At 70.1% G+C, this 26,510-nt stretch carries 22 protein-coding genes; 15 read left to right on the top strand and 7 right to left on the bottom strand.

Features of this window, described 5'->3' with window-relative positions; genetic code table 11:
* Positions 1 to 30: 30 nt before the first annotated feature.
* Positions 31 to 507: a hypothetical protein gene (locus tag LOKHON_RS11150; protein WP_017929225.1), complete on the top strand. Its 477-nt coding sequence runs from the start codon at positions 31 to 33 to the stop codon at positions 505 to 507.
* On the opposite strand, the gene LOKHON_RS11145 is transcribed toward LOKHON_RS11150, so the two are convergent.
* Together LOKHON_RS11145 and LOKHON_RS11140 are read right to left on the bottom strand one after the other, a co-directional pair.
* Positions 485 to 1,597, bottom strand: a complete 1,113-nt coding sequence (locus LOKHON_RS11145; protein ID WP_017929224.1) for an ABC transporter ATP-binding protein — start codon at positions 1,595 to 1,597, stop codon at positions 485 to 487. The genes LOKHON_RS11150 and LOKHON_RS11145 overlap by 23 nt on opposite strands.
* Complete coding sequence (locus LOKHON_RS11140) at positions 1,582 to 2,637, bottom strand: LacI family DNA-binding transcriptional regulator (RefSeq protein WP_017929223.1); 1,056 nt, start codon at positions 2,635 to 2,637, stop codon at positions 1,582 to 1,584. Before LOKHON_RS11140 ends, LOKHON_RS11145 begins: the two co-directional genes overlap by 16 nt.
* Before the next feature lie 194 nt (positions 2,638 to 2,831).
* Here LOKHON_RS11140 and malE point away from each other — a divergent pair, with 194 nt between their 5' ends.
* From malE to LOKHON_RS11115, 5 genes are all read left to right on the top strand, one after another.
* Positions 2,832 to 3,998, top strand: coding sequence for a maltose/maltodextrin ABC transporter substrate-binding protein MalE (gene malE, locus LOKHON_RS11135; protein WP_017929222.1), 1,167 nt, complete (start codon positions 2,832 to 2,834; stop codon positions 3,996 to 3,998).
* A 105-nt stretch (positions 3,999 to 4,103) separates the two neighbouring features.
* Positions 4,104 to 5,648: a maltose ABC transporter permease MalF gene (gene malF / locus LOKHON_RS11130; RefSeq protein WP_017929221.1), complete on the top strand. Its 1,545-nt coding sequence runs from the start codon at positions 4,104 to 4,106 to the stop codon at positions 5,646 to 5,648.
* Positions 5,645 to 6,535: a maltose ABC transporter permease MalG gene (gene malG, locus LOKHON_RS11125; protein ID WP_017929220.1), complete on the top strand. Its 891-nt coding sequence runs from the start codon at positions 5,645 to 5,647 to the stop codon at positions 6,533 to 6,535. Before malF ends, malG begins: the two co-directional genes overlap by 4 nt.
* 79 nt (positions 6,536 to 6,614) lie before the next feature.
* Positions 6,615 to 7,802, top strand: a complete 1,188-nt coding sequence (locus LOKHON_RS11120; protein WP_026147561.1) for an NAD(P)/FAD-dependent oxidoreductase — start codon at positions 6,615 to 6,617, stop codon at positions 7,800 to 7,802.
* A gap of 19 nt (positions 7,803 to 7,821) precedes the next feature.
* Complete coding sequence (locus LOKHON_RS11115) at positions 7,822 to 8,655, top strand: NAD-dependent epimerase/dehydratase family protein (RefSeq protein WP_017929218.1); 834 nt, start codon at positions 7,822 to 7,824, stop codon at positions 8,653 to 8,655.
* A gap of 147 nt (positions 8,656 to 8,802) precedes the next feature.
* Here LOKHON_RS11115 and rpe read toward each other — a convergent pair whose 3' ends face one another.
* Positions 8,803 to 9,489 (bottom strand): ribulose-phosphate 3-epimerase, encoded by a 687-nt coding sequence (gene rpe, locus LOKHON_RS11110; protein WP_017929217.1) that lies wholly within the window; start codon positions 9,487 to 9,489, stop codon positions 8,803 to 8,805.
* Between the two features lie 131 nt (positions 9,490 to 9,620).
* Positions 9,621 to 10,463, bottom strand: coding sequence for a L,D-transpeptidase (locus LOKHON_RS11105; protein ID WP_081610618.1), 843 nt, complete (start codon positions 10,461 to 10,463; stop codon positions 9,621 to 9,623).
* Between the two features lie 219 nt (positions 10,464 to 10,682).
* On the opposite strand from LOKHON_RS11105, the gene LOKHON_RS11100 reads away from it, so the two are divergent.
* Positions 10,683 to 11,666: a P1 family peptidase gene (locus tag LOKHON_RS11100; protein WP_017929215.1), complete on the top strand. Its 984-nt coding sequence runs from the start codon at positions 10,683 to 10,685 to the stop codon at positions 11,664 to 11,666.
* 107 nt (positions 11,667 to 11,773) lie between these two features.
* Here the strand turns inward: LOKHON_RS11100 and LOKHON_RS11095 are convergent, their stop codons facing one another.
* On the bottom strand, positions 11,774 to 12,556 hold the full coding sequence (locus tag LOKHON_RS11095) for an alpha/beta hydrolase (RefSeq protein WP_017929214.1): 783 nt from the start codon (positions 12,554 to 12,556) through the stop codon (positions 11,774 to 11,776).
* Between the two features lie 83 nt (positions 12,557 to 12,639).
* Between LOKHON_RS11095 and LOKHON_RS11090 the strand changes: the two genes are divergently transcribed.
* Positions 12,640 to 14,118: an NAD-dependent succinate-semialdehyde dehydrogenase gene (locus LOKHON_RS11090; RefSeq protein ID WP_017929213.1), complete on the top strand. Its 1,479-nt coding sequence runs from the start codon at positions 12,640 to 12,642 to the stop codon at positions 14,116 to 14,118.
* 184 nt (positions 14,119 to 14,302) lie between these two features.
* On the opposite strand, the gene LOKHON_RS11085 is transcribed toward LOKHON_RS11090, so the two are convergent.
* Positions 14,303 to 14,890: a DUF1285 domain-containing protein gene (locus tag LOKHON_RS11085; RefSeq protein WP_017929212.1), complete on the bottom strand. Its 588-nt coding sequence runs from the start codon at positions 14,888 to 14,890 to the stop codon at positions 14,303 to 14,305.
* 71 nt (positions 14,891 to 14,961) lie between these two features.
* Between LOKHON_RS11085 and LOKHON_RS11080 the strand changes: the two genes are divergently transcribed.
* From LOKHON_RS11080 to LOKHON_RS11065, 4 genes are read left to right on the top strand one after another with little or no spacing between them, the layout of a single operon-like run.
* Positions 14,962 to 15,966, top strand: a complete 1,005-nt coding sequence (locus LOKHON_RS11080; protein ID WP_026147560.1) for an AAA family ATPase — start codon at positions 14,962 to 14,964, stop codon at positions 15,964 to 15,966.
* The gene (locus tag LOKHON_RS11075) at positions 15,963 to 16,853 is read left to right on the top strand and encodes a DUF58 domain-containing protein (RefSeq protein ID WP_017929210.1); all 891 of its coding nucleotides are present in this window, start codon (positions 15,963 to 15,965) and stop codon (positions 16,851 to 16,853) included. The genes LOKHON_RS11080 and LOKHON_RS11075 overlap by 4 nt, the downstream gene beginning before the upstream one ends.
* A complete protein-coding gene (locus LOKHON_RS11070; RefSeq protein WP_017929209.1) occupies positions 16,853 to 19,645 on the top strand; it encodes a DUF4159 domain-containing protein in 2,793 nt (930 codons plus the stop codon). The genes LOKHON_RS11075 and LOKHON_RS11070 overlap by 1 nt, the downstream gene beginning before the upstream one ends.
* Positions 19,642 to 21,717, top strand: coding sequence for a hypothetical protein (locus LOKHON_RS11065; protein ID WP_017929208.1), 2,076 nt, complete (start codon positions 19,642 to 19,644; stop codon positions 21,715 to 21,717). The genes LOKHON_RS11070 and LOKHON_RS11065 overlap by 4 nt, the downstream gene beginning before the upstream one ends.
* Positions 21,718 to 21,833: 116 nt before the next feature.
* On the opposite strand, the gene LOKHON_RS11060 is transcribed toward LOKHON_RS11065, so the two are convergent.
* A complete protein-coding gene (locus tag LOKHON_RS11060) occupies positions 21,834 to 22,526 on the bottom strand; it encodes a DUF599 domain-containing protein (RefSeq protein WP_017929207.1) in 693 nt (230 codons plus the stop codon).
* Positions 22,527 to 22,629: 103 nt separating this feature from the next.
* On the opposite strand from LOKHON_RS11060, the gene LOKHON_RS11055 reads away from it, so the two are divergent.
* The 3 genes from LOKHON_RS11055 to glcF are packed head-to-tail and all read left to right on the top strand — an operon-like array spanning position 22,630 to position 26,466.
* The gene (locus LOKHON_RS11055) at positions 22,630 to 24,060 is read left to right on the top strand and encodes an FAD-linked oxidase C-terminal domain-containing protein (RefSeq protein WP_017929206.1); all 1,431 of its coding nucleotides are present in this window, start codon (positions 22,630 to 22,632) and stop codon (positions 24,058 to 24,060) included.
* The gene (locus tag LOKHON_RS11050) at positions 24,057 to 25,166 is read left to right on the top strand and encodes an FAD-binding protein (protein WP_017929205.1); all 1,110 of its coding nucleotides are present in this window, start codon (positions 24,057 to 24,059) and stop codon (positions 25,164 to 25,166) included. Before LOKHON_RS11055 ends, LOKHON_RS11050 begins: the two co-directional genes overlap by 4 nt.
* Before the next feature lie 10 nt (positions 25,167 to 25,176).
* Positions 25,177 to 26,466: a glycolate oxidase subunit GlcF gene (gene glcF / locus LOKHON_RS11045; protein ID WP_017929204.1), complete on the top strand. Its 1,290-nt coding sequence runs from the start codon at positions 25,177 to 25,179 to the stop codon at positions 26,464 to 26,466.
* Positions 26,467 to 26,510: the final 44 nt, after the last annotated feature.

The following is a 26,510-nucleotide window of genomic DNA, read 5'->3' as shown; positions in this document are numbered from 1 at the left end:
CGGACGCGTTCAGGACCATCGAGGCCCGCCATGCCCCGCGATTTTCCCCATGACTTTCCGACCGACGAGTCCCGCCCCCGTGCGCCCGCAGGCGGCGCGCCGGTGGGCCGCATCGAGGATCTCGATCCGATCGAGGCGCGGGCCGTGCGGCTGCTCCGGCTGTGGTGCGATGCCGGGGTCGATGCCGTGGCCGCCCGCCTGGTCCCGGATCTCGATCCCGGCCCGGCCCGCGCCGCCGCGCGGGCGCTCGACGCGCTGGCCCGGCTTTGCGGCACGGCGGGGCGCCGCCCGCTGATGCGCCACGCCACCGAATGCGCCTGCCTTGGCGCCGACGAGGCATGGTTCGCGCGGCTGATCGGCCATGGCGCGGTGGCCGACCGCGAAGAGGCGATGATGATCGCCATGGCCTTTTTGCGCGCCGAGGCGGCGGCGGAGGCGGCGCATCTGGCCGAGGCGCTCGGCCTCGGACTGCGCCGCGCCGGGATCAGCCGGCGGCGGCTTCACTGAGCGCGGGGGCGCGCGCGATCCGGGTGCCGGTCTCGATGTCGAACAGGCACAGCCCCTCGCGCGCCACCGCGAGATCGACATGGTCGGTCGCATCCTCCGCGATCCGCCCCGGCAGACGGGCGGTGATGGTCTCGCCGCCGAGCACGAAGTTCACATAGGCCTCGGCGCCGGTGTTCTCGATCATCGTCGGCGCAACCACGAGATCCGGCGCACCCGTGGCCCGGGCCAGATGCTCGGGCCGGATGCCCAAGCGCACCCGCGCGGGCAGCGCGCCCGCATCCCAGCCCGGCCCCATGGCAAGCGCGGTGCCGTCGATGTCGAGCCCGGTTTCGGTCACCCGCGCGGGCACGAGGTTCATCGGCGGCGAGCCCATGAAATCGGCCACGAAGGTGTTGGCGGGGGTGTCGTAGATCTCCTGCGGGGTGCCGATCTGCTGCACCACGCCGCCCTTCAGCACGACGATCCTCGTCGCCAGCGTCATCGCCTCGATCTGGTCGTGGGTGACGTAGACGATGCTGGCATGGGTGGTCTTGTGGATGCGCTTGATCTCGGCGCGCATCTCGACCCGCAGCTTGGCGTCGAGATTCGACAGCGGCTCGTCGAACAGGAACAGCTTGGGGTCGCGCACCAGCGCCCGGCCCATCGCGACGCGCTGGCGCTGCCCGCCCGACAGCTGGCTCGGCTTGCGGTCGAGCAGGTGGTCGATCTGCAAAAGCCTGGCCACCTCCTCGATCTTCGCCTGCGCCTGCGCCTTGGGGATCTTGCGGACCTTCATGCCGAAGCCGATGTTCTCGGCCACGTTCATCGTCGGGTAGAGCGCGTAGGACTGGAACACCATGGCGATGTCGCGATCCTTGGGCGGTTCATGCGTCACGTCGCGTCCGCCGATCTCCAGCGCGCCGCCCGAGATCTCCTCGAGCCCGGCAATGCAGTTCAGCAGCGTCGACTTGCCACAGCCCGACGGGCCGACGAGGACGAGAAATTCGCCCTGCGCCATGTCGATGTCGATCGAATGCAGCACCTCGACGCCGCCATAGCTTTTCTTGAGCGCGCGGGCGCGCAGGGCGCTGCTGGTCACGGGATCTGCCATGGGTGTTCCTCTCCCTTCGGGACGGGTCCGGTCGAGGCGCGGACGATCAGCCCGGCCCGTTTCACGGTCTGCAGGCGCGCCGCGGGCGCGCCGTTCAAATGATCGATGAGCATTTCGGCCAGCGGCGCGCAGGCATCGCGCAACGGCGCATGGGTGACGGTCAATGCCGGGTTGAAATGCGCGGGCCGGATGTTGGGCAGCGCGTCGTCATGCGCCACCACCGACAGATCGCGCGGCACCGACAGGCCCAGATCGCGCGCCGCGCGCAGCACCCCCGCCGCGACCGGCGTGGTGGCGCAGAGAATCGCGGTGGGGCGCGGCCCGGCCCGGCCCGACAGCCATGACAGCGCCAGCGTGTAACCGGTGCTTTCGGTGGGCGGCCCATCGGCGATGAAGGCCGCGGGCACCGCGCGGGCCTCGGCGGTCATGGCGGCGCGGAACCCCGCCTCGCGCTCGGCGGCGAAGGCAAAGCGCGGCTCGCCGTTGATCAGCGCGATCCGCGCATGGCCGAGGCTGGCCAGAAGCCCGACCGAATCGACGCTCACCGCCGTGTTGTCGATGCCGAAAAACGCGTAGCCGGGCGCAGGATCGGCTTGGCCGTGCATGACGAAGGGCACGCCGCGCGCCATCAGGAAACCGGGCCGCGGATCGCCCGTGGCCGGGGCGTTGAGCACGAAACCGTCGAGCAGGTCGCGTTCCAGCATCCGCGCATAGGGCGCGACCGGGTCGTCGCCCTGGTCGACCGACAGCACCAGATCGAGATCGCGCGCCGCCAGTTCGGCGGTGAGCGTGGTCAGCACGTCGAAGAAGGTCTGGTCGGCGGACATGTCGGCGCGCAGCTTGACGATCATGCCGACCACGCCCGAGCGCCCCGTCGCCAGCCGCTGCGCCGAACGGTTGGGCCGGTAGCCCAGCCGGGCCGCGGCATCCTGCACCCGGCTGCGCGTCTTGGCGCCCACCTCGGGAAACCCGTTCAGCGCCCGGCTGACGGTGGCGACCGAAAGGCCAAGTTCGACGGAAATGTCCTTGAGAGTCGCCATGCCGCGACCCCTCCCCCGGTCGTTCAAAGCGTTTGCAAAGGCAAAGCTGCCAGCGTTTCCACTACAAATCAATCAAAACCTCGGGCGCCACGAAAAGAATTCAAAACGTTTTGAGAAATCGGGCGCGCTTGGTAACGTGCCCCGAATCGTGCCGTTCGGGGGAGCCGGCGGCGCGACGTATCTGGGAGGATGACATGATCAAGACCAAGACGCTGGGCGCCGCCGCCCTGTTGCTGCTGTCGGCCGCGCCGGCGCTCGCCTTCGAGGATGGCAAGCTTCTGATCTGGACCGGTGACAACCGCGCCCCCGACGCGCTGCGCGCGGTCGGCGCCCGCTTCGAGGAGGAGTTCGGCGTGCCGGTCGAGGTCGCCATCGTCGAGCCGCTGCCCGAGAAATTCCAGCAGGCCGCCGCCACCGGCGACGGACCCGACATCATCATGCACGCGCATGATCGCCTGGGCGAATGGTCCAAGGGCGGCATCATCGCCCCCGTGACCCCCGGCGCGAGCTTTGCCGAAGGCGTCCTGCCCGCCGCGATGGAGGCCGTGACCTTCGACGGCGCGACATGGGGCTACCCGGTCGCGGTCGAGGCGGTGCACCTGATCTACAACAAGGCCTTCGTCGACACGCCGCCCGCCGACTTCTCCGAGATCGCGGCGATGGAGCTGCCCGAGGGCGTCTCCCCGATCCTGTGGGACTACAACAACACCTATTTCACCTTCCCGCTGCTCGCCGCGAATGGCGGCTACGCGTTCCAGAAGGTCGACGGCTCCTATGACGGCTCCACCACCGGCGTGAACACCGACGGCGCGGTCGCGGGCGCCGAGGTGCTGGCCGCGCTCATCGATGACGGCGTGATGCCCGCGGGCGTCGATTACGGCGTCATGGAAGGCGCGATGAACAATAGCGAGGTCGCCATGGTCATCAACGGGCCCTGGGCCTGGGGCAATCTCGAAAGCTCGGGCATCGAGTTCGGCGTGGCACCGCTGCCCAAGGTCGATGGCGAACTGGCCCCGCCCTTCCTCGGCGTGCAGGCGCTGGCCTTCAACGCCGCCTCGCCCAACCTCGATCTCGCGCAGGAATTCGTCGAAAGCTACCTGCTGACCGACGAGGGCCTCGCCACCTGGAACGACAGCGGCGCGCTGGGTGCGCTGGCGGACGTTTCGGCGGCCGCGGCGCAGGACGACGAAAAGGTGAGCGCGATGCTCGATGTCGCCGCCGATGGCGTGCCGATGCCGTCCAACGCCGAGATGGGCGCGTTCTGGGCCGCGATGCAGCCCGCGCTGACCAACATCACCAACGGCGCGCAGGAGCCGAAGGCGGCGCTCGACGACGCCGCCGCACGGATCATGGGCGAGTAAACCAGCATCGCCGGGGCGGCCCGCAGGGGCCGCCCCGCTTGCCCCCTCCCCGCCCGCCGCCGGGGAGCACCGGGTGAGGAGACGCGGCGCCGGGGGACCACCGACATGACCACCGTTGATGCGGGCCTCGGCCCGACCGACACGCCTACCGAACCGCGCCCGTGGCTGCGGCTCGGCCTCGTCGCCGTGATCGGCATGGCGATGCTCTACGGCGCCTTCTTCCTCTACCAGATCGCCCAGCCGCTCTTCGGCGCGATCCTTCTGGCGGTGGCCACCGGCTTCGTGGTGATCTTCGGCGCCAACCGCTTTTACGGCGCGCGGTTCATCTTTCCCGGCGTGGCCGCCGTGCTCGTCTTCATCGCCTTTCCGGTCGCCTACACGATCTGGCTCGGCTTCACGAACTACTCCTCCTTCAACCTGCTCTCCTACGAACGCACGATCGAGGTGCTGACCTCGCGCGGCACCGTCGATCCCGACACGGAACAGCCCTTCGCGGTCGCCCGCGACGGCGATGGCTATCGCATCTGGCTGCCCGAGAGCGAACTTCTGTCCGAGCCGGTGCTGCTCACCGCCGAGGAAGAGACCGTGACGCTGGCGCCCGGCGCGGTCCCGCTCGAACTTCTCTCCCCGCGCGACGCGATCGCGCTGCGCTCCGGGCTGCAGAGCCTGACGCTCACCACCCCCGACGAAATCGACCTGCGCAACGCGGGGCTGCGCAGCTTTGCCAGCGTCACCCCCGACTTCGTGCGCAGCGGCGAAAACGAGCTGACCCGCTCATCGGACGGCCTCAAGCTCATCGCCAACCACGAGACCGGCTTCTTCGAGACGCCCGATGGCGAGGCCGTGCCGCCGGGCTGGCGCGTGGGCGTCGGCTTCGACAATTTCGAGCGGATCTTCGAATCCAAGGGCGTGCGCGGCCCGATGCTGTCGATCTTCCTGTGGACCTTCGCCTTCGCGGGGCTGTCGGTGCTGGGCGTGTTCACCGTGGGCCTGACCCTTGCGGTGATCCTCCAGTGGGAGCATCTGCGCTTCAAGACGCTCTACCGGATTCTCTTGATCCTGCCCTATGCCGTGCCGGGCTTCATCTCGATCCTCGTGTTCCGCGGGCTGTTCAACCAGAATTTCGGCGAGATCAACCTGATCCTCGACGCGTTGTTCGGCCTTCGGCCCTCATGGTTCACCGACGGCAATCTCGCCCGGACGATGATCCTCTTCGTCAATATCTGGCTGGGCTACCCCTACATGATGCTGCTGGCGATGGGCTTTCTTCAGGCCGTGCCGCAGGACCACAAGAAGGCCGCCGCGCTCGAAGGCGCGTCCAGCCTGCGGGTGTTCTTCACCATCACCCTGCCGCAGATCATCCCGCCCTTCCTGCCGCTCCTGATCGCGGCCTTCGCCTTCAACTTCAATAACCTCGTGCTGATCCTGCTTCTGACGCGCGGCGGGCCGGACATTCCCGGCACGGTGATCCCGGCGGGCGAGACCGACATCCTGGCGAGCTTCACCTACCGGCTCGCATTCCAGGATTCGGGCCAGCAATTCGGCCTCGCGGGGGCGATCACGCTGCTCATTTTCCTCGTCGTGGCCGCCATCTCCTATGCCAATTTCGTGGCCATGCGCCGCGCCGCAGCCAAGAGGTCCGGCCGATGATCGTCGAACGCCCGCGCGATTTGCGCCTCAAGAAGATCGCCGCCCATGGCTTCATGATCGCGTTCCTCGCGCTGATCCTGTTTCCGTTTTTCATGATCGTCTCGATCAGCTTTCGGGAGGGCAACTTCGCCACCGGGTCGCTCTGGCCCGAGAACCCGACGCTGGAGCATTGGTATCTCGCCTTCGGGCTCGACTACACCCGCGCCGACGGCACGGTGGTCAGCCCGCCCTACCCGGTGCTCTTGTGGATGTGGAACTCGATCAAGATCGGGCTGATCGCGAGCGTCGGCGTGCTCGCGCTCTCGACCATCTCGGCCTACGCCTTCAGCCGCATCCGCATTCGCGGCAAGCAGGGGATGCTCGACGGGCTGTTCCTGATCCAGATGTTCCCGACCACGCTGGCGCTCGTCGCCATCTTCGCGATCTTCGACGCGCTGGGCGAGGTCTCCCCGGCGCTCGGCATCAACAGCCACGCGGCGCTGATCCTCGTCTATCTGAGCCAGATCACCCTGCATATCTGGACCATCAAGGGCTATTTCGACAGCGTCGACACCGCGCTCGACAAGGCCGCCGAGATCGATGGCGCCAGCCCGTGGCAGACCTTTCGCTACATCTTTTTGCCGCTGGCGGTGCCGATCATGGCGGTGGTCTTCGTGCTGACCTTCATCGGGGTGATCAACGACTACCCGATCGCCAGCGTGCTGATCCGCTCCGAGGACCAGATGACGCTCGCCGTCGGCTCGCGGCTCTATCTCAACGAGTTCAAGTATCTCTGGGGTGATTTCGCCGCCGCCGCGATCCTGTCGGGCCTGCCGATCACGGTCGTCTTCCTGATCGCGCAGCGTTATCTCGTCTCGGGGCTATCCGAGGGCGCGGTCAAGGGCTGAGACCGGCCACCCCGCAATGATGGAAACGGGGGCCGAACGCCCCCTTTCCTTTGCGTTCCGGGCGTCCTAGCGTCACCCCATGACAGCGGCGCATTCCTCATATGACGTGGTGATCATCGGCGGCGCGATGATCGGCAGCGCGGTGGCGTGGTGGCTCGCGCGCGACCCGGCCTTCGACGGTCGTATCCTCGTGGTCGAGCGCGACCCCTCCTTCGAATTCGCCTCCACCAGCCATAGCAATTCGTGCATCCGCATGCAGTTCGGCACCGAGATCAACGTCGCGATCAGCCGCTTCGGGCTGGAGTTCATCCGCAACTTCCGCGACTTCGCGGGCGAAGACGCGCCCGGGATCCATCTCGACGATTTCGGCTATCTCTACCTCGCCCGCGACGAACCCACGGCCCAGAGGCTGCGCACGGCGCAGGCATTGCAGGCGCGCATGGGCGCGGGCACGAAGCTGCTCTCGCCCGGCCAACTGCACGCGGCATTCCCGTTCATGCGCTTCGACGACGTGATCTTGGGCAGCCACAACCCCGGCGAGGAGGGCTGCTTCGACGGCGGCACCATGTTCTCCGAGTTTCGCCGCCGCGCCCGGAAGATGGGCGTCGAGGAGGTGCGCGCCGAGGCCACCGGCTTCGAGACCTCGGGCGGGCGCATCACCCATGTCACGCTGTCGGACGGGAGCCGCATCGCCTGCGGACAGGTCGTCAACGCCGCCGGGCCGCGCGCGGCCCATGTGGCGGCGATGGCGGGCATCGCCATCCCGGTCGAGCCGCGCAAGCGCTACACCTTCATCTTCGAGGCCGAGGACAAGCTGCCACGCAGGTTGCCGCTCACAGTCGACCCCTGCGGCATTCACTACCGCACCGACGGCGCGCTCTACATGGCGGGCTGCCCGCCCGAGACCGACGGCCCCTGCGACCCGGACGATTTCGAGATGGACCACGCCATCTGGGAGGATCGCGTCTGGCCTGCGCTGGCCGAGCGTATCCCCGCCTTCGAGCGCATCCGGCTGCGCAACCATTGGGTCGGCCACTACGCCTACAACGCGCTCGACCAGAACGCGCTTCTAGGCCTGCACCCGGACTGCGACAACCTGCTTTTCGCCAACGGCTTTTCCGGCCACGGGCTGCAACAGGCCCCGGCGGTCGGGCGCGGCATCGCCGAGCATGTCATCCACGGGGGCTGGAAAAGCCTCGACCTCTCGCCGCTTTCGGTCGCGCGCGTCGTCTCGGGCGCGCCGCTGACCGAGGCGGCGGTGATCTGACCTCACGACAGGAGCATCCATGAAGAAGATCGTCCTCACCGGCGCCTGCGGCGCGCTCGGCTCAAAGCTGCGCGAACCGCTCTCGAAGCTCGCGGACGAGCTGCTTTCCACCGACATCGCCGAAGCCCCGGCCAAGTTGCTGGAAAACGAGAGCTTCGTGCAGGCCGACCTTGCCGATCTCGCCGCGATCGAGGCGCTGATGCAGGGCGCCGAGATGGTCGTGCATTTCGGCGCCATCCCCGACGAGCGATCCTTCGAGGAGCTGCTCGGCCCCAACTACATCGGCGCCTACACCGTCTGGGAGGCAGCACACCGCGCCGGCGCCCGCCGCGTGGTCTACGCCTCCTCCGTGCACGCCGTGGGCCTGCAGGAAACCATGGCCGGCCACGACACCGATGTGCCCCACAGGCCCGACAGCTTCTACGGCCTGTCGAAATGCTTCGCCGAGGACATGGCCAAGATGTTCTGGGAAAAGCGCGGGCTGGAGGCGGTCTGCCTGCGGATCATGTCCTGCACGCCCGAGCCGCAGAACGCCCGCGCGCTGCACACATGGCTCTCGCATGGCGATCTCGTGCGGTTGGTCGAGGCGTCGGTCACCACGCCTGTCACCGGCTTCACCGTGGCATGGGGCGTCTCCGCCAACAGCCGGGCATCCGTGTCGAACCACAAGATACCGTTCCTGGGCTATCACCCGCGGGACAACGCCGAGGACTGGGCCGACCGGCTGCTGCCGGCGTCCAAGACGCCCGACCCCTCCGACCGCGCGCAGCGCTCGCTCGGCGGCCCCTTCGCGGTGGTGCCGCTGGGCGAAAGCGGGGTCGCGGCGATCAAGCGGATGAGCGCGCAGGACTGATCGCGCCGCCCCGACGGCGCGGCGGCCGCCACGCCGGGATCTGCGTATTTGGGGAATGGTGAATGGCAAGGGTGCAGGCCCGCGCCCTTTCACCATTCCCTTGAATACGCATGGCGCGCCGGGTCGGTCCGGCGCGCGGCCAAAGGTTCAGCCCTGCGCCGCCGCCCGGATCGCGGCGATGTTCTCGCCATAGACACCGGCCTTTTCGACTGAGCCGCCGCGAAACACAGCCGAGCCCGCGACCAGCGCGTCGGCCCCCGCCTGCGCCACCAGCGGCGCGGTGGTCGCATCGACACCGCCATCGACTTCGAGATGGATCTCCCGGTCGCCGATCATCGCCCGCAGCGCGGCGATCTTGTCGAGCATCGGGTGCAGGAACTTCTGCCCGCCAAAGCCGGGGTTCACCGTCATGACGAGCACGAGATCGACATCGTCCAGAAGCGGCGCCACCGCCTCGGCCGGGGTGCCGGGGTTGAGCGCGACGCCCGCCTTCATGCCCGCGGCGCGGATCGCCTGCAGCGTGCGGTGGACATGCGGACCCGCCTCGACATGGGCGGTCAGGATATCGGCGCCCGCATCGGCGAAGGCGTCGATATAGGGATCGACCGGCGCGATCATCAGGTGGACGTCCATCACCGTCTTCACATGCGGGCGGATCGCCCGCACCAGCTGCGGGCCGAAGGTGATGTTGGGCACGAAATGCCCGTCCATCACGTCCACATGCACCCAATCGGCGCCCTGCGCCTCGATGGCGCGGACCTCGGCGCCGAAGGCGGCGAAATCGGCGGAGAGGATCGACGGGGCGATCTTGAGCGTGCGGTCGAAGGCGGTCATTGGCGGGGCTCCCTGTGCAGATGCCCCCGCCCTAGCCCGATTTGCACCGCCCGTCACGCGGTGCGAGCGCTATCGGCGCAGCTTGCTGCGCCGCGCCGGCCGCGCCCGACCGGCGCGGCCGGGGGCCGGGATCAGTAGCCGAAGCTCTCGATGCCCGAGGCCGGGCCGAACTGCGGCGGGCCGCTCGCTTCGGCGGCGGCGTAAAGCTCCTCGGGCGGCACATAGGTCGGCGGCAGCTCGCGGCCGCGATTGGCCACGGCCGCTCCTTCGATCGCGATCGAATCCGCGCGGTCCCGGATCACCACGCGGGTGCCCGTGGGCACCTTGGGAAAGAGAAAGATGGCGTCATGGTTGAACATGCGGATGCAGCCCGCCGAGCCCGAATTGCCGATCGAGGCCAGGTCGTTGGTGCCGTGGATCCGGTAATAGGTGTCGCGGTTGCCCTGATAGAGATAGAGCGCCCGCGCCCCGAGCGGATTGGCGAGACCGCCGGGCACGCCGCCCGCGTATTCGCTATAGATCTCCGGCTCGCGCCGGATCATGTTCTGGGTCGGCGTCCAGCTCGGCCATTCTTCCTTGCGCTTGATCGTGGTGTCATAGCTCATCGACAGGCCCTGCCGGCCGACGCCCACGGGAAAGCGCCACGCCATGCCGCCCGGCTCGATCCAGTAGAGCAGCTTGGCATGCAGGTCGGCCTCGATCGTGCCGGGGGATTCAAAGCCCGGATAGGGCACATAAGCGCGGCGGTTCAGGCCCTGAAGATATTCGGGCGGCACCGGCGGCAAGCGGTAGCCCGCATCCTCGATCAGCCCGTAGCCATCGACGATCTGGCTGATCGGCACGCCGCCGATCTGTTGCTCGGCGGCGGGCGGGGCGGAGGACGGGACACGGGAGGCGCAGGCGGGAAGGGCGGCAAGCGCAGCCGCGCCGGCCAACAGCCGACGGCGCGTGAGCGCGGTGGGTGAGGTACTCATCAATGGCAGCCTTTGACGCGAGGGTTCGGGACAACCTATCATCACGGGAGCGAACCGCAATCGCGGCTCCCCACGCGCGCGCCCCGGCGTGCCGCGGCGGCATCATCCGGCACGAGGATCAGGAATGGCTTTGGCATCAGGATATTGCCACGAGATGGCCGGAAGGGATCGCCGCCGCCGCCGGACGCTTCCCGTTCAAATCCGCTTGAGATCGGCGTGATGCGCCCCGGTGCGCGCGATGCCATCACCGATATCGCCGGGCTGCGGGTGGGTCAGGCCCATGACGCGGCGCTGCGCTCGGGCGTCACGGTGCTGACCGGGGATGCGCCCTTCGCGGCCTCGGTCGACGTGATGGGCGGGGCGCCGGGGACGCGCGAAACCGACCTGCTCGCGCCCGACCGGCTGGTGCCCGGGGTGGACGCGCTGGTGCTGTCGGGCGGGTCGGCCTTCGGGCTCGACGCGGCCTCGGGCGTGGCCGACGGGCTGCGCGACATGGGGCGCGGCTTCATCGCGGCGGGGCAGCGCGTGCCGATCGTGCCCGCGGCGATCCTGTTCGATCTCGGCAATGGCGGCGACAAGGGCTGGCCGGCCAACCCCTATGCCGCGCTGGGCCGGGCCGCGCTGGCGGCGGCGGGGCCGGAGGTGGCCGAGGGCAGCCATGGCGCGGGCCACGGCGCGACCACCGCCACGCTCAGGGGCGGCACCGGCACCGCGTCGCTGCGGCTCGACAGCGGCCACGTGGTCGGCGCGCTGGTGGCGGTCAACGCGGTCGGGTCGGCCACGATCGGCGCGGGGCCGCATTTCTGGGCCGCGCCCTGGGAGATCGGGGCCGAGTTCGGCGGGCTGGGCCCCGCCATGCCGCCGCCCGGCCCGCCGCCGACCAAGCTCGCCGCCCCCGGCGAGGCCACGACCATCGCCATCATCGCCACCGATGCCGCGCTCGACAAGGCGGGCTGCCGCCGCATGGCGGTGGCGGCGCAGGACGGGATCGCCCGCGCCCTTGCCCCGGCGCATACCCCGCTCGACGGCGATTTGGTCTTTGCCGCCGCCACCGGCGCGCGCCCGCTCGCCGATCCGGTGACGGATGCGCTGTGGCTTGGCCATGCGGCGTCGGTCTGCCTTGCCCGCGCCATCGCACGCGCGGTGTTCCACGCGGCCCCCGGTGGTCCCCTGCCCTGCTGGCAGGAGCGGTTCGGCCGCTGATCCCATTTCACCATTCTTCAAATACGCAGATCCCACCTCGGATGCCGGGCGCCCGGTGGCTGGTCGGGCAATGCGTATTTGGGGAGTGATGAAATGGGATCGCACTTTCAGCCCAGAAGCGCCCGCATCAACGGGCTGTCGGGGTCGGCCAGCTCCTCGATCACGTCGAAATGGTGCCGCCCCGGCGCCTCGACCAAATCGCAGCCGCGGCGTTCGGCGAGCCAGCGCGCCTGATCGAGAAAGGCGGGCCGTTCGACGGCGCCGACCCAGACCGTCATCGGCAGATCGACCTGATCGCAGAGCAGCGGGCTTTCCGCCGCGGCTTCGGCCGCGTCCAGCCGCAAATCGTCGTTCATCGTCGCGCCCATGAGCGGACGCAGGTCCGACAGCGGCGAGATCGGCACGATCCGCGCGACCCTGTCGCGCCATGGCGGGGAAAGGTCGGCGCAGGCCATGCGCGCCACGAGATGCCCGCCCGCCGAATGCCCGGCAAGCCGCAGCGGCCCCGGCACGGCCTCGGCCACCGCGCCGATCGCGGCTTCGATCTCGCGCGTCATCGCGGCGATCCGCGCCTCGGGCGCCAGCGTGTAGGACGGCATCGCCACCGCCCAGCCCTGCGCCAGCGCGCCCGCCGCGAGATGCGACCACGTGCTCTTGTCAAAGGCCTTCCAGAAGCCGCCATGCACGAAGACGACCGCGCCGCGCGCCGTGCTCTCGGGCCAAAACAGGTCGAGCCGGTGCCGCGCGCCCGCGCCATAGGCGATCTCTTCGGGCGGATGCGCCGCGCGGAACGCCGCCGCCGCCTCGGCCCAGCGATCGGGATAGGCCATGCCGCCGGGAATATGGCTGGCATTGGCATAGGCCTCGTCGATCTCGGCGCGTGTGGTCATCCGGTTCTCCTCCCTCAACCGGGGGCTGGACCTGCCCTCCCCTCGCGGTGAAGGATGCGACCGAACCCCTTGGAGGAGAAGTCATGCTCGACGACCGCACCGACATCAAGTCACTGCTCAAGCGCCCCGACCTCTTGCGCGACCGGGCCTTTCTCGGCGGCCAGTGGGTCGCGGCCGAAAGCGGCGCAACCTTCGACGTCACCAACCCGGCGCGCGGCGACGTGCTGGTCTCGGTCGCGGATCTGAGCCGCGCCGAAGCCGCCCGCGCCATCGACATCGCGCACAAGGCGCAAAAGCCATGGGCCGCGAAGACCGGCAAGGCGCGCGCGCAGATCCTGCGCCGCTGGTACGACCTGATGATGGAGCATCAGGAGGATCTCGCCATCCTGATGACCGCCGAACAGGGCAAGCCGCTGGCCGAGGCCCGTGGCGAGGTGGCCTATGGTGCGTCCTTCGTCGAATGGTTCGGCGAGGAGGCCAAGCGCGTCTACGGCGAAACCATCCCCGGCCACATGCCCGACAAGCGGATCACCGTGATCCGCCAGCCGATCGGCGTCGCCGCGGGCATCACGCCGTGGAACTTCCCCAACGCGATGATCGCGCGCAAGGTGGCGCCGGCGCTGGCGGCGGGCTGTTCCTTCGTGATCCGCCCGGCTTCGCAGACGCCGCTCTCGGCGCTCGCCATGGCGGTGCTGGCCGAGGAGGCGGGCGTGCCCGAAGGCGTGTTCTCGGTCGTCACCTCCTCCGCCGCCTCGGAGGTGGGCAAGGAATTCTGCGAAAACCCGCGCGTGCGCAAGCTGACCTTCACCGGCTCGACCGAGGTGGGCCGCACGCTGCTGCGCCAGGCCGCGGACCAGGTGATGAAATGCTCGATGGAGCTGGGCGGCAACGCGCCCTTCATCGTGTTCGACGACGCCGATCTCGATGCGGCTGTCGAGGGCGCGATCCAGTGCAAGTTCCGCAACAACGGCCAGACCTGCGTCTGCGCCAACCGCATCTACGTGCAAAAGGGCGTCTATGACGCCTTCTCCGAAAAGCTGAAGGCGGCGGTGGAGAAGCTGCGCGTCGGCGACGGGCTGTCGGAAGGCACCGATCTTGGCCCGCTGATCGAGCCTTCGGCCATCGACAAGGTGCGCGATCACCTCAAGGACGCGCTCGACCACGGCGCGACGCTTTTGACCGGGGGCGAGGCGCACGACCTCGGCGGCCAGTTCTTCCAGCCCACCGTCGTCACAGGCGCGAAACAAGGCATGAAGGTCGCGCACGAGGAAACCTTCGGCCCCTTCGCGCCGCTCTTCGCCTTCGAGGACGAGGACGAGGTGATCGAGATGGCCAACGACACGATCTTCGGCCTCGCCTCGTATTTCTATGCCAAGGATCTGAGCCGCGTGACCAAGGTGGCCGAGGCGCTCGAATACGGCATCGTCGGGATCAACACCGGTATCATCTCGACCGAGGTCGCGCCTTTCGGCGGCGTCAAGCAGTCGGGGCTGGGCCGCGAAGGCTCGCGCCATGGCATCGAGGACTATCTGGAGATGAAATACATCTGCAGCTCGGTCTGAACGACCGGCGCGGAGGCGGGGCTTTGTTACAGTTCGGTAATATCGACCGCCTTTCGCGTTTTTGTCGCATAAACGTCGCCCGAATGTGGCAGAATTGCGACGACGCAGGCAGCAGCGTCCTCGCGTCGAGGTTCACGAGTAGGCTTTTTCCTGTGGCGCGGAGCCTTCGCAAGGGGCTCCGCGTTCAGGCCAGTTCAGCCGCCGGGATGATCGGGAAGAACACCCCGCCCGATCGCACGCCGAACCAGTCGCTCCCCTCATGTGGCAAGGTTTCGCCGAGCTCGACCAGCCGGTAGAAGCTCTTGCGGTCGATCAGCGCCTCGAGGCCCGAGCGGATCTCGACATAGGGCGCGGGCTCGCCGGTGTCGGCATCGCGCACCACCCGGATCGGGTGGTCAGGCCCGGCCAGCGCCGTTTCCCCAAGATTGGTGACGAAACGCAGATCCGCCCCCTCGCGCGAGACGTCGACGGCCACGAAGGGCGCGTCGTCGACGGTGATGCCGACCTTCTCGACCGGGGTGACAAGATAATGGCGGTCGCCCTCGCGCTTGAGGATGGAGGCGAAGAGCTTCACCATCCGCTCGCGACCGATCGGCGTGCCCTCGTGGAACCATGTGCCGTCGCGCGCGATCCGCATGTCGAGATCGCCGCAATAGGGCGGATCCCAAAGATGCACCGGCGCCGGCCCGCGCGCCCCCGCCCGGCTGGCCGCCGATACGAGGCTTTCCGCCGAGGGGGCGGCGTTTTCTTCACTGTTCTTTGTGTTTGCCATCGGCACCCGCCACGGTATCTGCTGGGACTGCAATGCTAGACTAGGACGGGAAGGCTGTCATGCCAGAGCAGATGAGCGATGCCGATCTCCTCGAAGCGATCGAGAGCCTCGGCGCGCGGCTCGCGCAGGCCCGCGACAGCGTGGCCCGTCGCTTTGTCGGCCAGGAGCGGGTGGTCGAGCTGACGCTCTCGGCGCTCTTGTGCGGCGGTCACGCGCTGCTCGTCGGCCTGCCGGGCTTGGGCAAGACGCGTCTGGTCGACGCGCTCTCCACCGTGATGGGGCTGCGCGAAAGCCGGATCCAGTTCACCCCCGACCTGATGCCCGCCGACATTCTGGGCAGTGAAGTGTTGGAGACCGGCGCCGATGGCGCGCGCGCCTTTCGCTTCATCGAGGGGCCGGTGTTCTGCCAGCTGCTGATGGCCGACGAGATCAACCGCGCCAGCCCGCGCACGCAATCGGCGCTGTTGCAGGCGATGCAGGAGCGCGAGGTGACCATCGCCGGGCAGCACCGGCCGCTCGGCCCCCCCTTCCACGTGCTGGCCACACAGAACCCGCTGGAGCAGGAGGGCACCTATCCGCTGCCAGAGGCCCAGCTCGACCGCTTCCTGTTCCAGATCGACGTGCCCTACCCGACCCGCGACACCGAGCGCGCGATCCTGCTGGCCACCACCGGCACCGAGGAGGCCGAGGCCGAGGCGGTGTTCACCGCGCAGGAACTGCTCGACGCCCAGCGCCTGCTGCGCCGGATGCCGGTGGGCGAAGGCGTGATGGAGCTGATCCTCGACCTGGTGCGCGCCTGCCGCCCCGACGAGCCCGAGGCGCTGCCGGAGCTGCGCGATTCGGTGAGCTGGGGGCCGGGGCCACGCGCGGCGCAGGCGCTGATGCTGGCGGTGCGGGCCGAGGCGCTGCTCGATGGCCGCCTCGCGCCGGGGCCGCAGGACGTGGCGCGGCTGGCGGTGCCGGTGTTGGAGCACCGCATGGCGCTCGGCTTCGCCGCCCGCGCCCGGGGCGAAAGCCTCCCCGCGCTGATCGAGCGGGTGGCCGAACGTGTGACGCGGGCCGAGGCGGCGGCGTGACCGCCAGCCCGGCCCGCGACACCACGCCGCTCGGGCTTCGGGGCCGGGCCGAGGACCTCGCAGCGCCGCTGCCGCCGCTTCTGGCCGAGGCGGAGCAGCTCGCGCAGACCGTTCTGATGGGCGAGCATGGCCGCCGCCGCGCGGGCGCGGGCAGCAATTTCTGGCAATACCGCGCCGCCCAGCCGCATGACACGGCGCGGGCCATCGACTGGCGTCGCTCGGGCCGGGCCGATCAGGCCTTCGTGCAGGAAAAGGAATGGCAGATCGCCCAGAGCGTGGCGCTGTGGGTCGATGACGGGGCGTCGATGGGCTTTGCTTCGACGCCGAAACTCCCGCCCAAGGGCGACCGCGCCCGGCTCATCGCACTGGCGCTGGCGGTGGTGCTGAACCGGGGCGGCGAGCGCGTCGGTCTCACCGATGCGCGGCTGCCGCCGCGCCGGGGCCGGGGGCAGCTGTCGCGGCTGGCGCAGATCCTGTCGCACAGCGCCGAGGCCGATCACGGCGTGCCGGATCCCCGAAGCCTCGCGCCGCGGTCGCGCGCGGTTCTGGTGTCGGATTTCCTCGGCCCGCTGGAGCCGATCGAGACCATGCTCACCGCCGGCGCCGATCGCGGCGTGCGCGGCGCGCTGTTGCAGGTGCTCGACCCCGCCGAAGAGGCGTTCCCCTATGACGGGCGCACGATCTTCGAAAGCATGTCGGGCGCCATCCGCCATGAAACGCTCAAGGCGGGCGACCTGCGCGACCGCTATCTCGACCGGCTGGCCGAGCGCCGCGACCGGCTTGGCCAGCTCGCCCGCGCCACCGGCTGGCAATTCTCGATCCACCATACCGGCGACAGCGCCGCCGCGGCGCTGCTGTGGCTCTACGCCGCGCTGGAGCGCCGCTGATGTGGAACCTCGGTCCCGTGGGGTTTCTCGCGCCGTGGCTTCTGGCCGGGCTGGTGCTGCTGCCGGTGCTGTGGCTGATCCTGCGCGCCGTCCCGCCCGCGCCGCTGCGCCGCCGCTTTCCCGGCGTGGCGCTGCTTCTGGGGCTCGACGACCGCGACAGCCAGTCCGACCGCACGCCGTGGTGGCTCCTGTTGCTGCGCATTCTCGCCGTCGCCGCCGCGATCATCGGTTTTGCCGGGCCGGTGCTGAACCCCTCCGACCGCCCGGCGCCGGGCAGCGGGCCGCTGCTGATCCTCGCCGACGGCACATGGGCCGATGCGCGCGACTGGCCGGTGCGGATCGCGCGGATCGAAACGCTGCTGGCCGAGGCGCGGCGCACGGGACGGCCCGCCGCCGTCGTGGCGCTGACCGACCTGCCCGACGCCACGCGCTTCGATCCCGCCGAGGCGGTGCTGACCGGCCTGCCCGGCCTTGCCCCCCGCCCATGGGAGCCCGACGCCACGGCGCTCGCCGATTGGGCCGAGGGGCTGGAGGGGCGGTTCGAAACGGTCTGGCTGTCGGACGGGCTGGCCCGCGACAGCCGCGCGCCGCTGCGCGACGCGCTGGAGGATCACGGGCCGGTGCGGGTGATCCAGACCCCGCGCCGCATCCTCGCGCTGCGCCCGCCGCAGATCGAGGACGGCGCCATCGCGATAGAGGCCCTGCGCACCCCCACCGGCGGCGCGGCGGAGGCCGCCATCGCCGCCCATGGCCTCGACCCCGCCGGGGTTGAGCGCCGTCTCGCCACCGCCACGCTGTCCTTCGCCCCCGGCGATGCCGTGGCACGGGTCGCGATCAACCTGCCGCCCGAGCTGCGCAACCGCGTCACCCGCTTCGAGATCGAAGGACAACGCTCCGCCGCCGCCGTGGCGCTGACCGATGATGCGCTGCGCCGCCGCGAGGTCGGTCTGGTCGAAAGCCGGGAGACGCGCGAGGCGACCGAGCTGATGTCGCCGCTGCATTACCTGCGCGTGGCGCTGGAGCCGCAGGCCGATCTCGTCTCGGGCGACCTGTCCGCGCTGATCCCCGCCAACCCGGATGTGATCGTGCTGGCCGATGCGGGCACCCTGCCCCCCGCCGAGGCCGAGGCCCTGCAGGAATGGGTCGCCGCGGGCGGGCTGCTCTTGCGCTTTGCCGGGCCGCGTCTCGCCGCCTCGGATGCGGGGCGCGAGGGGGATGATCCGCTGATGCCGGTGCGGCTGCGCGCCGGAGGTCGGTCGGTGGGCGGCACGATGAGCTGGGGCGAGCCCAAGACCATCGCGCCGTTCGAGGCCGACAGCCCGTTTTTCGGCCTGCCGGTGCCCGGCGACGTCACCGTGCGCGCGCAGGTCGTGGCCCAGCCCGGCCCCGATCTCGCCGCCCGCGTCATCGCCCAGCTTTCTGACGGTACGCCGCTGGTGACACGCAAGGGTCTGGGCGAAGGGCAGGTCGTGCTGATCCATGTCACCGCCAACGCCGAATGGTCGTCGCTGCCGCTGTCGGGGCTGTTCGTGTCGATGCTCGAACGGCTCGCCATTTCGGCGCGCAGCGGCGGCGACGCCGCCGCCGACCTCGCCGGCACGAGCTGGCGCCCGGTCGAGGTCATGGATGCCGAGGGCCGGCTCAGGGAGACCGACACCCGCGCCGCCGTCACCGGCGAGGACCTGGCCGAAGGCGATCTCGGCCCCGACCTGCCGCCCGGGCTTTACGAAGGCGAGGCGGGGCGCTTCGCGCGCAACGTGACGGGGCCCGAGACCACGCTCGCCCCCGCCCGCTGGCCCGCGCGCATCGCGATCGAGGGGCTGGACCGCCCGGCCGAGCGTCCGCTCGCCGGGCTGCTGCTCGCGGGCGCGGTGGCGCTGCTGGCGCTCGATGCGCTGGCCTCGCTGGCGGTGGGCGGACGGCTGCGCGGCGCGCGCGCAGCACTCGTGGCGCTGGCGCTGGCGCTGGTGTTGCCGGGCCCCGGCGCCGAGGCGCAGGAGGCCGCGCCCTCCGCCGCCGCACCGATGGACCCGCGGGCCGAGGCCTTCGCGCAGGCCGCCACCAGGTCGGTCGTGCTCGGCCACATCCTGTCGGGCGATGCGCGGGTAGACGACATCGCGCGGCAGGGGCTCGAAGGGCTGGGCCGCACCTTGTGGCAGCGCACCTCCGTCGAGCCCGCCGCCCCGATGGCGGTCGATCCCGAAACCGACGAGCTGGCCTTCTTTCCGCTGCTCTACTGGCCGATCACCGGGGACACGCCGATCCCTTCCGGCGCCGCCTATGACCGGCTCAACGCCTATCTGCGCGGCGGCGGCATGATCGTGTTCGACACGCGCGACGCCGGGATCGCGGGGTTCGGCACCACCACGCCCGAGGGCCGCCGCCTGCAGGCGATCGCCCGCCCGCTCGACATCCCGCCGCTGTCGCCGGTGCCCGAGGATCACGTGCTCACCCGCACCTTCTATCTGCTGCAGGATTTCCCCGGCCGTCACCGGGGCCGCGAGGTCTGGGTCGAAGCCGCCCCCGACGAGGAGCCGACCCCCGGCATGCCGTTTCGCAATCTCAACGACAACGTGACGCCGGTGGTGATCGGCGGCAATGACTGGGCCGCGGCCTGGGCGATGGACGAGGTCGGCATGCCACGCTACCCGGTGGGCCGCGGCATGGCGGGCGAACGGCAGCGCGAGATCGCCTATCGTTTCGGCGTGAACCTCGTGATGCATGTGCTCACCGGCAACTACAAATCCGACCAGGTGCACGTCCCCGCCCTGCTCGACCGGCTTGGCCAATGAGCGGCGCGGTGATCTTCGACCCGCTGCTGCCATGGCCCGCGCTCGGGGCGCTGGCGGCGCTCACGCTTCTGGTCGTGGGGCTGGCGCTGTGGCGCGGCCTGTCGGGCTGGTGGCTGCGGGCGCTGGCGGGGGTGGCGTTGATCGCGGCGCTGTCGGGACCGGCGCTCAAGCGCGAGGAGCGCCAGCCGCTGTCGGACATCGTCATCGCCGTGGTCGACGACAGCGCGAGCCAGACCCTGTCGGACCGCGCCGATCAGACCGCCGCCACGCTCGACGCGCTGCGCGACCGGATCGCGGCCCGCCCCGACACCGAGCTGCGCGTGGTGCGCGTGGCCGACGCGCCCGAGGATGGCGGCACCCGGCTGATGACCGCGCTGTCCGAGGCGCTGGCCGACGCGCCGCGCGGCCGGATCGCGGGGATCGTCATGCTCACCGATGGCCGGCTGCACGACGCGGCCCGCGCCCCCGACCTGCCCGCGCCCGCGCATGTGCTGCTGTCGGGCCGCAAGGGGGATTGGGACCGCCGCCTCGTGGTGCGCAACGCCCCGGCCTTCGCCATTCTGGGCGAAGAGGTCGAGCTGACCCTGCGGGTCGAGGACATGGGCGCGGCCCCCGCGACCGCCGGGTCGGTGCCGCTCACCATTTCGGTGGATGGCGGCGATCCGATGCGCTTCGACGTGCCGGTCGGGCGCGACATTCGCCTGCCGGTGACGCTGCCGCATGGCGGCATGAACGTGCTGCAATTCGCTACCCCCCAGGCGGAGGGCGAACTGACGCCACGCAACAATGAAAGCGTCGTGCAGATCAACGGCGTGCGCGACCGGCTGCGGGTGTTGCTCGTTTCGGGTGAGCCCTATGCCGGCGAACGGACATGGCGCAACCTTCTGAAATCCGACCCCTCGGTCGATCTGGTGCATTTCACCATCCTGCGCCCGCCCGAGAAACAGGACGGCGTACCGGTCGAGGAGCTGTCGCTGATCGCCTTCCCGACGCGCGAGCTGTTCATCGAGAAGATCGACGAGTTCGACCTGATCGTGTTCGACCGCTACCGCCGTCGCGGCATCCTGCCATCGGAATATTTCGCCAATGTCGCCCGCTACGTCGAGGAGGGCGGCGCGGTGCTGGTCACCGCCGGGCCGGAATATGCGGGCGTCGACAGCATCTATCGCAGCCCTCTCGGCTTCGTGCTGCCCGGCATGCCCAGCGCGCGGGTGGTCGAACGGGCATTCCGCCCCGAGATGACCGATCTGGGCGCGCGCCACCCGGTCACCTCGGGCCTCGCCGATCCGTGGCTTGCCCCCGATGGCGATCCGCTGGCGCCGGAATGGGGCCGCTGGTTCCGGCAGGTCGAGATCGACCCGACCCAGAGCGCGACCATCGCGCTGACCGGCCCCGGCGACCGTCCGCTGCTCGCGCTCGACCGCGTGGGCGAAGGGCGCGTGGCGCTGCTCGCCTCGGACCAGGTCTGGCTCTGGGGCCGCGGCTATGATGGCGGCGGACCGCAGCTCGACCTGCTGCGCCGCCTCGCGCACTGGATGATGAAGGAGCCCGAGCTGGAGGAAGAGGCGCTCTGGGCGGAGCCCTCGGGGCTCAGCATGCGGATTGTGCGCCGCTCGCTTTCGGAGGAGATCGGCCCCGTCACCGTCACCGGCCCGGACGGGCGCGAGACGCAGGTGCCGCTGGAGGAGACCGAGCCGGGCCGGTTCGAGGCGCTGTGGGGCGCGCCGCGCATGGGGCTCTACCGGCTGTCCGAGGGCGCGCAATCGGCGGTGATCGCGCTCGGCCCCGCAGCACCGCGCGAATTCGAGGAAACGGTCGCCGACGGCGCGCCGCTGCGCGGGATCGTCGACGCTACGCGTGGCGGCATCGTGCCGATGGAGGACGGGCTGCCGCGTCTGCGTGACGTGCGCGCGGGCCGCCCCGCCGCCGGGCGCGGCTGGATCGGGCTGACCCCGCGCGGCGCCTACCGCACGCTCGATCTCACGGTGACGCCGCTGCTGCCGGCATGGCTCTGGCTGCTGTTCGCCGCGACGCTGATGATCGGCGCCTGGCTGCGCGAGGCGCGGCGCTAGCGGAGAGGTCGGGATTTTGCGTATTTGGAGAATGGTGAAAGGCAGGGCGCGCCCCGTTTCACCATTCCGGAAATACGCGCGGGGGGGGCCGCGACGCGGCGGGGGCGGCAGCCCCCTCAACCCTCGTCCAGCAACACCGCGCGGGGCACGGAGGCGAACTCCCGGCTCCAGACCAGCCACAGCACCGCCAGCGTCGCCGCGATCAGGCCCAATGGCCCCAGCAGCCACGCCACCGCGCCCAGCGCGAAATACATCGCGCGAAGCCCGCGGTTGAAGTTCCACGCGGCGCGGATGTTCAGCTCGGCCGCCTGCAGCGCCCGGGGCAATGCGCGCGGATCGGCCGGGTCGTTGGGCACCGCCGCCATCATCACCGAGCAATAGCCGAAGACCCGCTGCGCCCAGACGAACTTCAAGAAGGCATGCGTCAGAAACAGCGCCACCGGCACCAGCTTGATCTGCCACAGCAGCGCCGGGATCGGGCCGCCGCCCAGCCCCTCGGCCACGCCCTGCAACGGTTCCGTATTGCCGATCAGCGCCAGCACGCCGCCCACAGCCAGCAGGCAGGTCGAGGCGAAAAAGGACGTCCCCTGCCGCAGGCTGGCGACGATCTGCGCATCGAATATCCGCGGGTCGCGCTGCACGAACTCGCGCATCCAGTCCCGCCGGTATTCCGCCATCAGCACCGTGACCGATGGCCGCCGCCCCGGATGCTCGATCCGCCAGCCGATCGCCCAGTAGCCCAGCACCAGAAGCAACAGCGCCGCCGCATCGTAAGGGGTCAGAAGTGTCAGTCGCGCCAGCGTGTCCATGCCCGGCACCCTAGCGGCGACCGGTCGCGCTTGCCATGGGGCAGCTTTGGTTATATTTCTTTACCAATCCCGCGCAGTCCCTCGCCCGACAGGAGGCCAGACCATGCAGATGCCGTCCCCCGATGCCCGTATCATGGCGCGCAAGGCGCAGGTCGTGGCCCGGCTCGAACAGGCGCTGGGCGCGCGCGGCGTGATCCATGACCCGGCCGAAACCCGCGCCTATGAATGCGATGCGCTCACCGCCTATCGCTGCCCGCCGCTCTGCGTGGTGCTGCCCGGCTCGACCGAGGAGGTCTCCGCCGCGCTGCGCATCTGCCACGAAGAGGGCGTGCCGGTGGTGCCGCGCGGCTCGGGCACCTCGCTGGCGGGCGGGGCGCTGCCCACCGCCGATTCGGTGATCCTGGGCGTGTCGCGGATGAACCGGGTGCTGGAGACCGACACCATGGACCGGATCATCAAGGTGCAGACCGGGCGCACCAATCTGAGCGTCACCGGCGCGGTGGAGGAGCTGGGCTTCTTCTATGCCCCCGACCCCTCCTCGCAGCTCGCCTGCGCCATCGCGGGCAACATCGCGATGAATTCAGGCGGGGCGCATTGCCTGAAATACGGGGTGACGACCAACAACCTGCTCGGCGTGACCATGGTGCAGATGGACGGCACGGTGGTCGAGATCGGTGGCGCGCATATGGATGCGGGCGGGCTCGACCTTCTGGGCGTGATCTGCGGATCCGAAGGACAGCTCGGCGTCGTCACCGAGGCGACCTTGCGCATCCTGCCCAAGCCCGAGGGCGCGCTGCCCGTCATGCTCGGCTATGACAGCGCCGAGGCGGCGGGGGCCTGCGTGGCCGACATCATCGAGGCAGGCGTGCTTCCGGTGGCGATCGAATACATGGACCGCCCCTGCATCCGCGCCTGCGAAGCCTTTGCCAAGGCGGGCTATCCCGATTGCGAGGCGCTCCTGATCGTCGAGGTCGAAGGCTCCGCCGAGGAGATCAACCACCAGCTCGAAACCATCCTGAAGATCGCGCGCGACCACGACCCGGTGGAAATCCGCGCCGCGCAGGACGCCGACGAGGCGGCGCGGATCTGGCTCGGACGCAAATCGGCCTTCGGCGCGATGGGGCAGATCAACGACTACATGTGCCTCGACGGCACGATCCCGGTGTCGGCCCTGCCTGAGGTGCTGCGCCGCATCGGCGAGCTGAGCGACCAGTACGGGCTCGGCGTCGCCAACGTGTTCCACGCGGGCGACGGCAACATGCACCCGCTGATCCTGTTCGACGCCAACAAGGACGGCGATCTGGAGAAATGCGAGGAAATGGGCGCCGACATCCTGCGGCTCTGCGTCGAGGTGGGCGGATGCCTGACCGGCGAGCACGGCGTTGGCGTCGAGAAGCGCGACCTGATGTCGGTGCAGTTCGACCCCGTCGATCTCGAGGCGCAGATGAAGGTGAAGGACGTGTTCGACCCCAAATGGCTCTTGAACCCCGCCAAGGTGTTCCCGCTCGCCGCCAGCGAAAGCCGCCGGGCATGATCCGCCCCGGCTCCGAGGCCGAGCTGGCCGAGGCGATCCGCGACGCGGACGGCCCGCTGTCGCTGCGCGGCGGCGGCACGCGTGGGCCGCTGCCCGACGGCACCCCGATCACCACCTCCGGCCTCACCGGCATCGTGCTGCACGACCCCGCGGCGCTGACGCTGGTGGTGCGGGCGGGCACGCCGGTGGACGAGATCGACGAGGTGCTGCGCGGCGCGAACCAGCGTCTCGCCTTCGAGCCGATGGACCATCGCGGCGTTCTGGGCACGACCGGCACGCCGACCATCGGCGGCGTGGTCGCGGCCAATGTGTCGGGGCCCCGCCGGGTGCTGGTGGGGGCGGCGCGCGACCACCTGCTCGGGCTGCGCTTCGTCGATGGCGAAGGCACCGTCGTCAAGAATGGCGGCCGGGTGATGAAGAACGTCACCGGCTACGATCTCGCCCGCCTCGTTGCGGGCAGCCGCGGCGCGCTCGGCGCGATCACCGAGGTCGCGCTCAAGGTGCTGCCCGGCACCGAAACCTGCGCCAGCCTCGTGGCGCGCGGCCTCGACGACGCGGCGGCGGTGCGCGCGATGTCGGCGGCGCTCGGCACGCCCTACGAGGTGACGGGTGCGGCGCATGACCCGCAGGCGGCGGGCGGGGCGCGCACCGTGCTCAGGATAGAAGGCTTCGCCCCGTCGGTGGCTTACCGCGCCCGCGCCCTCGCGGAGGTGCTGAAACCGCATGGCGACTGGCAGATCGAGGACGACCGCGAGGCGGTGCGCGCCGACTGGCGCGGCATCCGCGATGCGGCCCCGTTTCACGGCAGCACGGGCGATCTCTGGCGCGTCTCGGTGCGCCCGAGCGAGGCCGCCGGTCTCGCGGCCCGCGCCGACGCGGCGCAGGTCTTCTACGACTGGGGCGGCGGCCTCGTCTGGCTGCGCACCGGCGAAGGGGACGATTTGCGCGCCCGGCTGGGGCGCCATGACGGCCACGCCACGCTGGTGCGCGCCGCGCCTGAAACCCACGAGCGGCTGCATACGCTGCAGCCCGAACCGCTGGCCCTGCAAAAGCTGACCCGCGGCCTGCGCGACAAGTTCGACCCGCGCGGCATCCTCGCCGCCTGACGGAGACCCCATGCAGACCAATTTCACGCCAGACCAGCTGCGCGACCCCAAGACCGCCGAGGCCAACGCGATCCTGCGGGCCTGCGTGCATTGCGGTTTTTGCACCGCCACCTGCCCGACCTACCAGGTCCTGGGCGACGAGCTCGACAGCCCGCGCGGCCGCATCTACCTGATCAAGGACATGCTCGAGAACGAGCGGGTGCCCGACGACAAGACCGTCACCCATCTCGACCGCTGCCTCGGTTGTCTCGCCTGCATGACCACCTGCCCCTCGGGCGTGCATTACGGCCACCTGATCGACCAGGCGCGCGGCTATATCGATGCGCATTACAAGCGCCCGCCAATGGACCGCCTCCTGCGCTGGACGCTGGCGCGCATCCTGCCCTATCCGAACCGCTTTCGCCTTGCGCTTCTGGCGGCACGGATCGGCAAGCCGTTCAAGGGGCTGATGCCGGACAGGCGTCTGAAGGCGATGCTCGACATGGCGCCGCCCAAGCTGCCCCCGGTGTCGCGCAACGACGACCCGCAGGTGTTTCCGGCGCAAGGCACGCGGAAAATGCGCGTCGGCCTGTCGATCGGCTGCGCCCAGCGTGCGCTGGATACGGAGATCAACGACGCGACGATCCGGCTGCTGACCCGGCTCGGCTGCGAGGTGGTGATCCCCGAAGGCGTCGGCTGCTGCGGCGCGCTGACCGAGCATATGGGCAAGCATGACGAGGCGCGCGGCACGGCGGCCAAGCTGATCCGCTCGATGGCCGGGATCGAGGGGCTCGACGCGGTGGTGATCAACACCTCCGGCTGCGGCACCACGATGAAGGATTACGGCCACATGTTCGCGGGCCACGAATTGGAGGCCGAAGCTGCGCGCATCGGCGGGCTGTGCCGCGACGTGAGCGAGATCGTGGCGCAGCTCGGCCTGCCTGACGACATCTCGGCGCAGCCCATGCGCGTGGCCTATCACGCCGCCTGCTCGCTGCAGCACGGCCAGAAGCTCAAGGCCGGGCCGAAGGAGCTTTTGAAGAAGGCCGGGTTCGAGGTGATGGAGCCCGCCGACAGCCATCTGTGCTGCGGCTCGGCCGGCACCTACAACCTGATGCAGCCCGAGATTTCGACCGAGCTGCGCAGCCGCAAGGTCGAGACGCTGGAGGTGCTGAAGCCGCAGATGATCGCCGCCGGGAACATCGGCTGCATGATGCAGATCGCGCGCGGCACGGGCGTGCCGGTGGTGCATTCGGTGCAGCTTCTCGACTGGGCGACCGGCGGGCCGCAACCGCCATCGATTTCAGGACAATCCGCCTGATTGCCCTTTGAAGCCGTCACCCGCTGTCCTAGTCTCGCGGTCAG

Source organism: Limimaricola hongkongensis DSM 17492 (assembly GCF_000600975.2).
Taxonomy (GTDB): Bacteria; Pseudomonadota; Alphaproteobacteria; order Rhodobacterales; family Rhodobacteraceae; genus Limimaricola; species Limimaricola hongkongensis.
The sequence above is the reverse complement of the archived record's forward strand: the minus strand, read 5'-3'. Positions and strand labels throughout refer to the sequence as shown.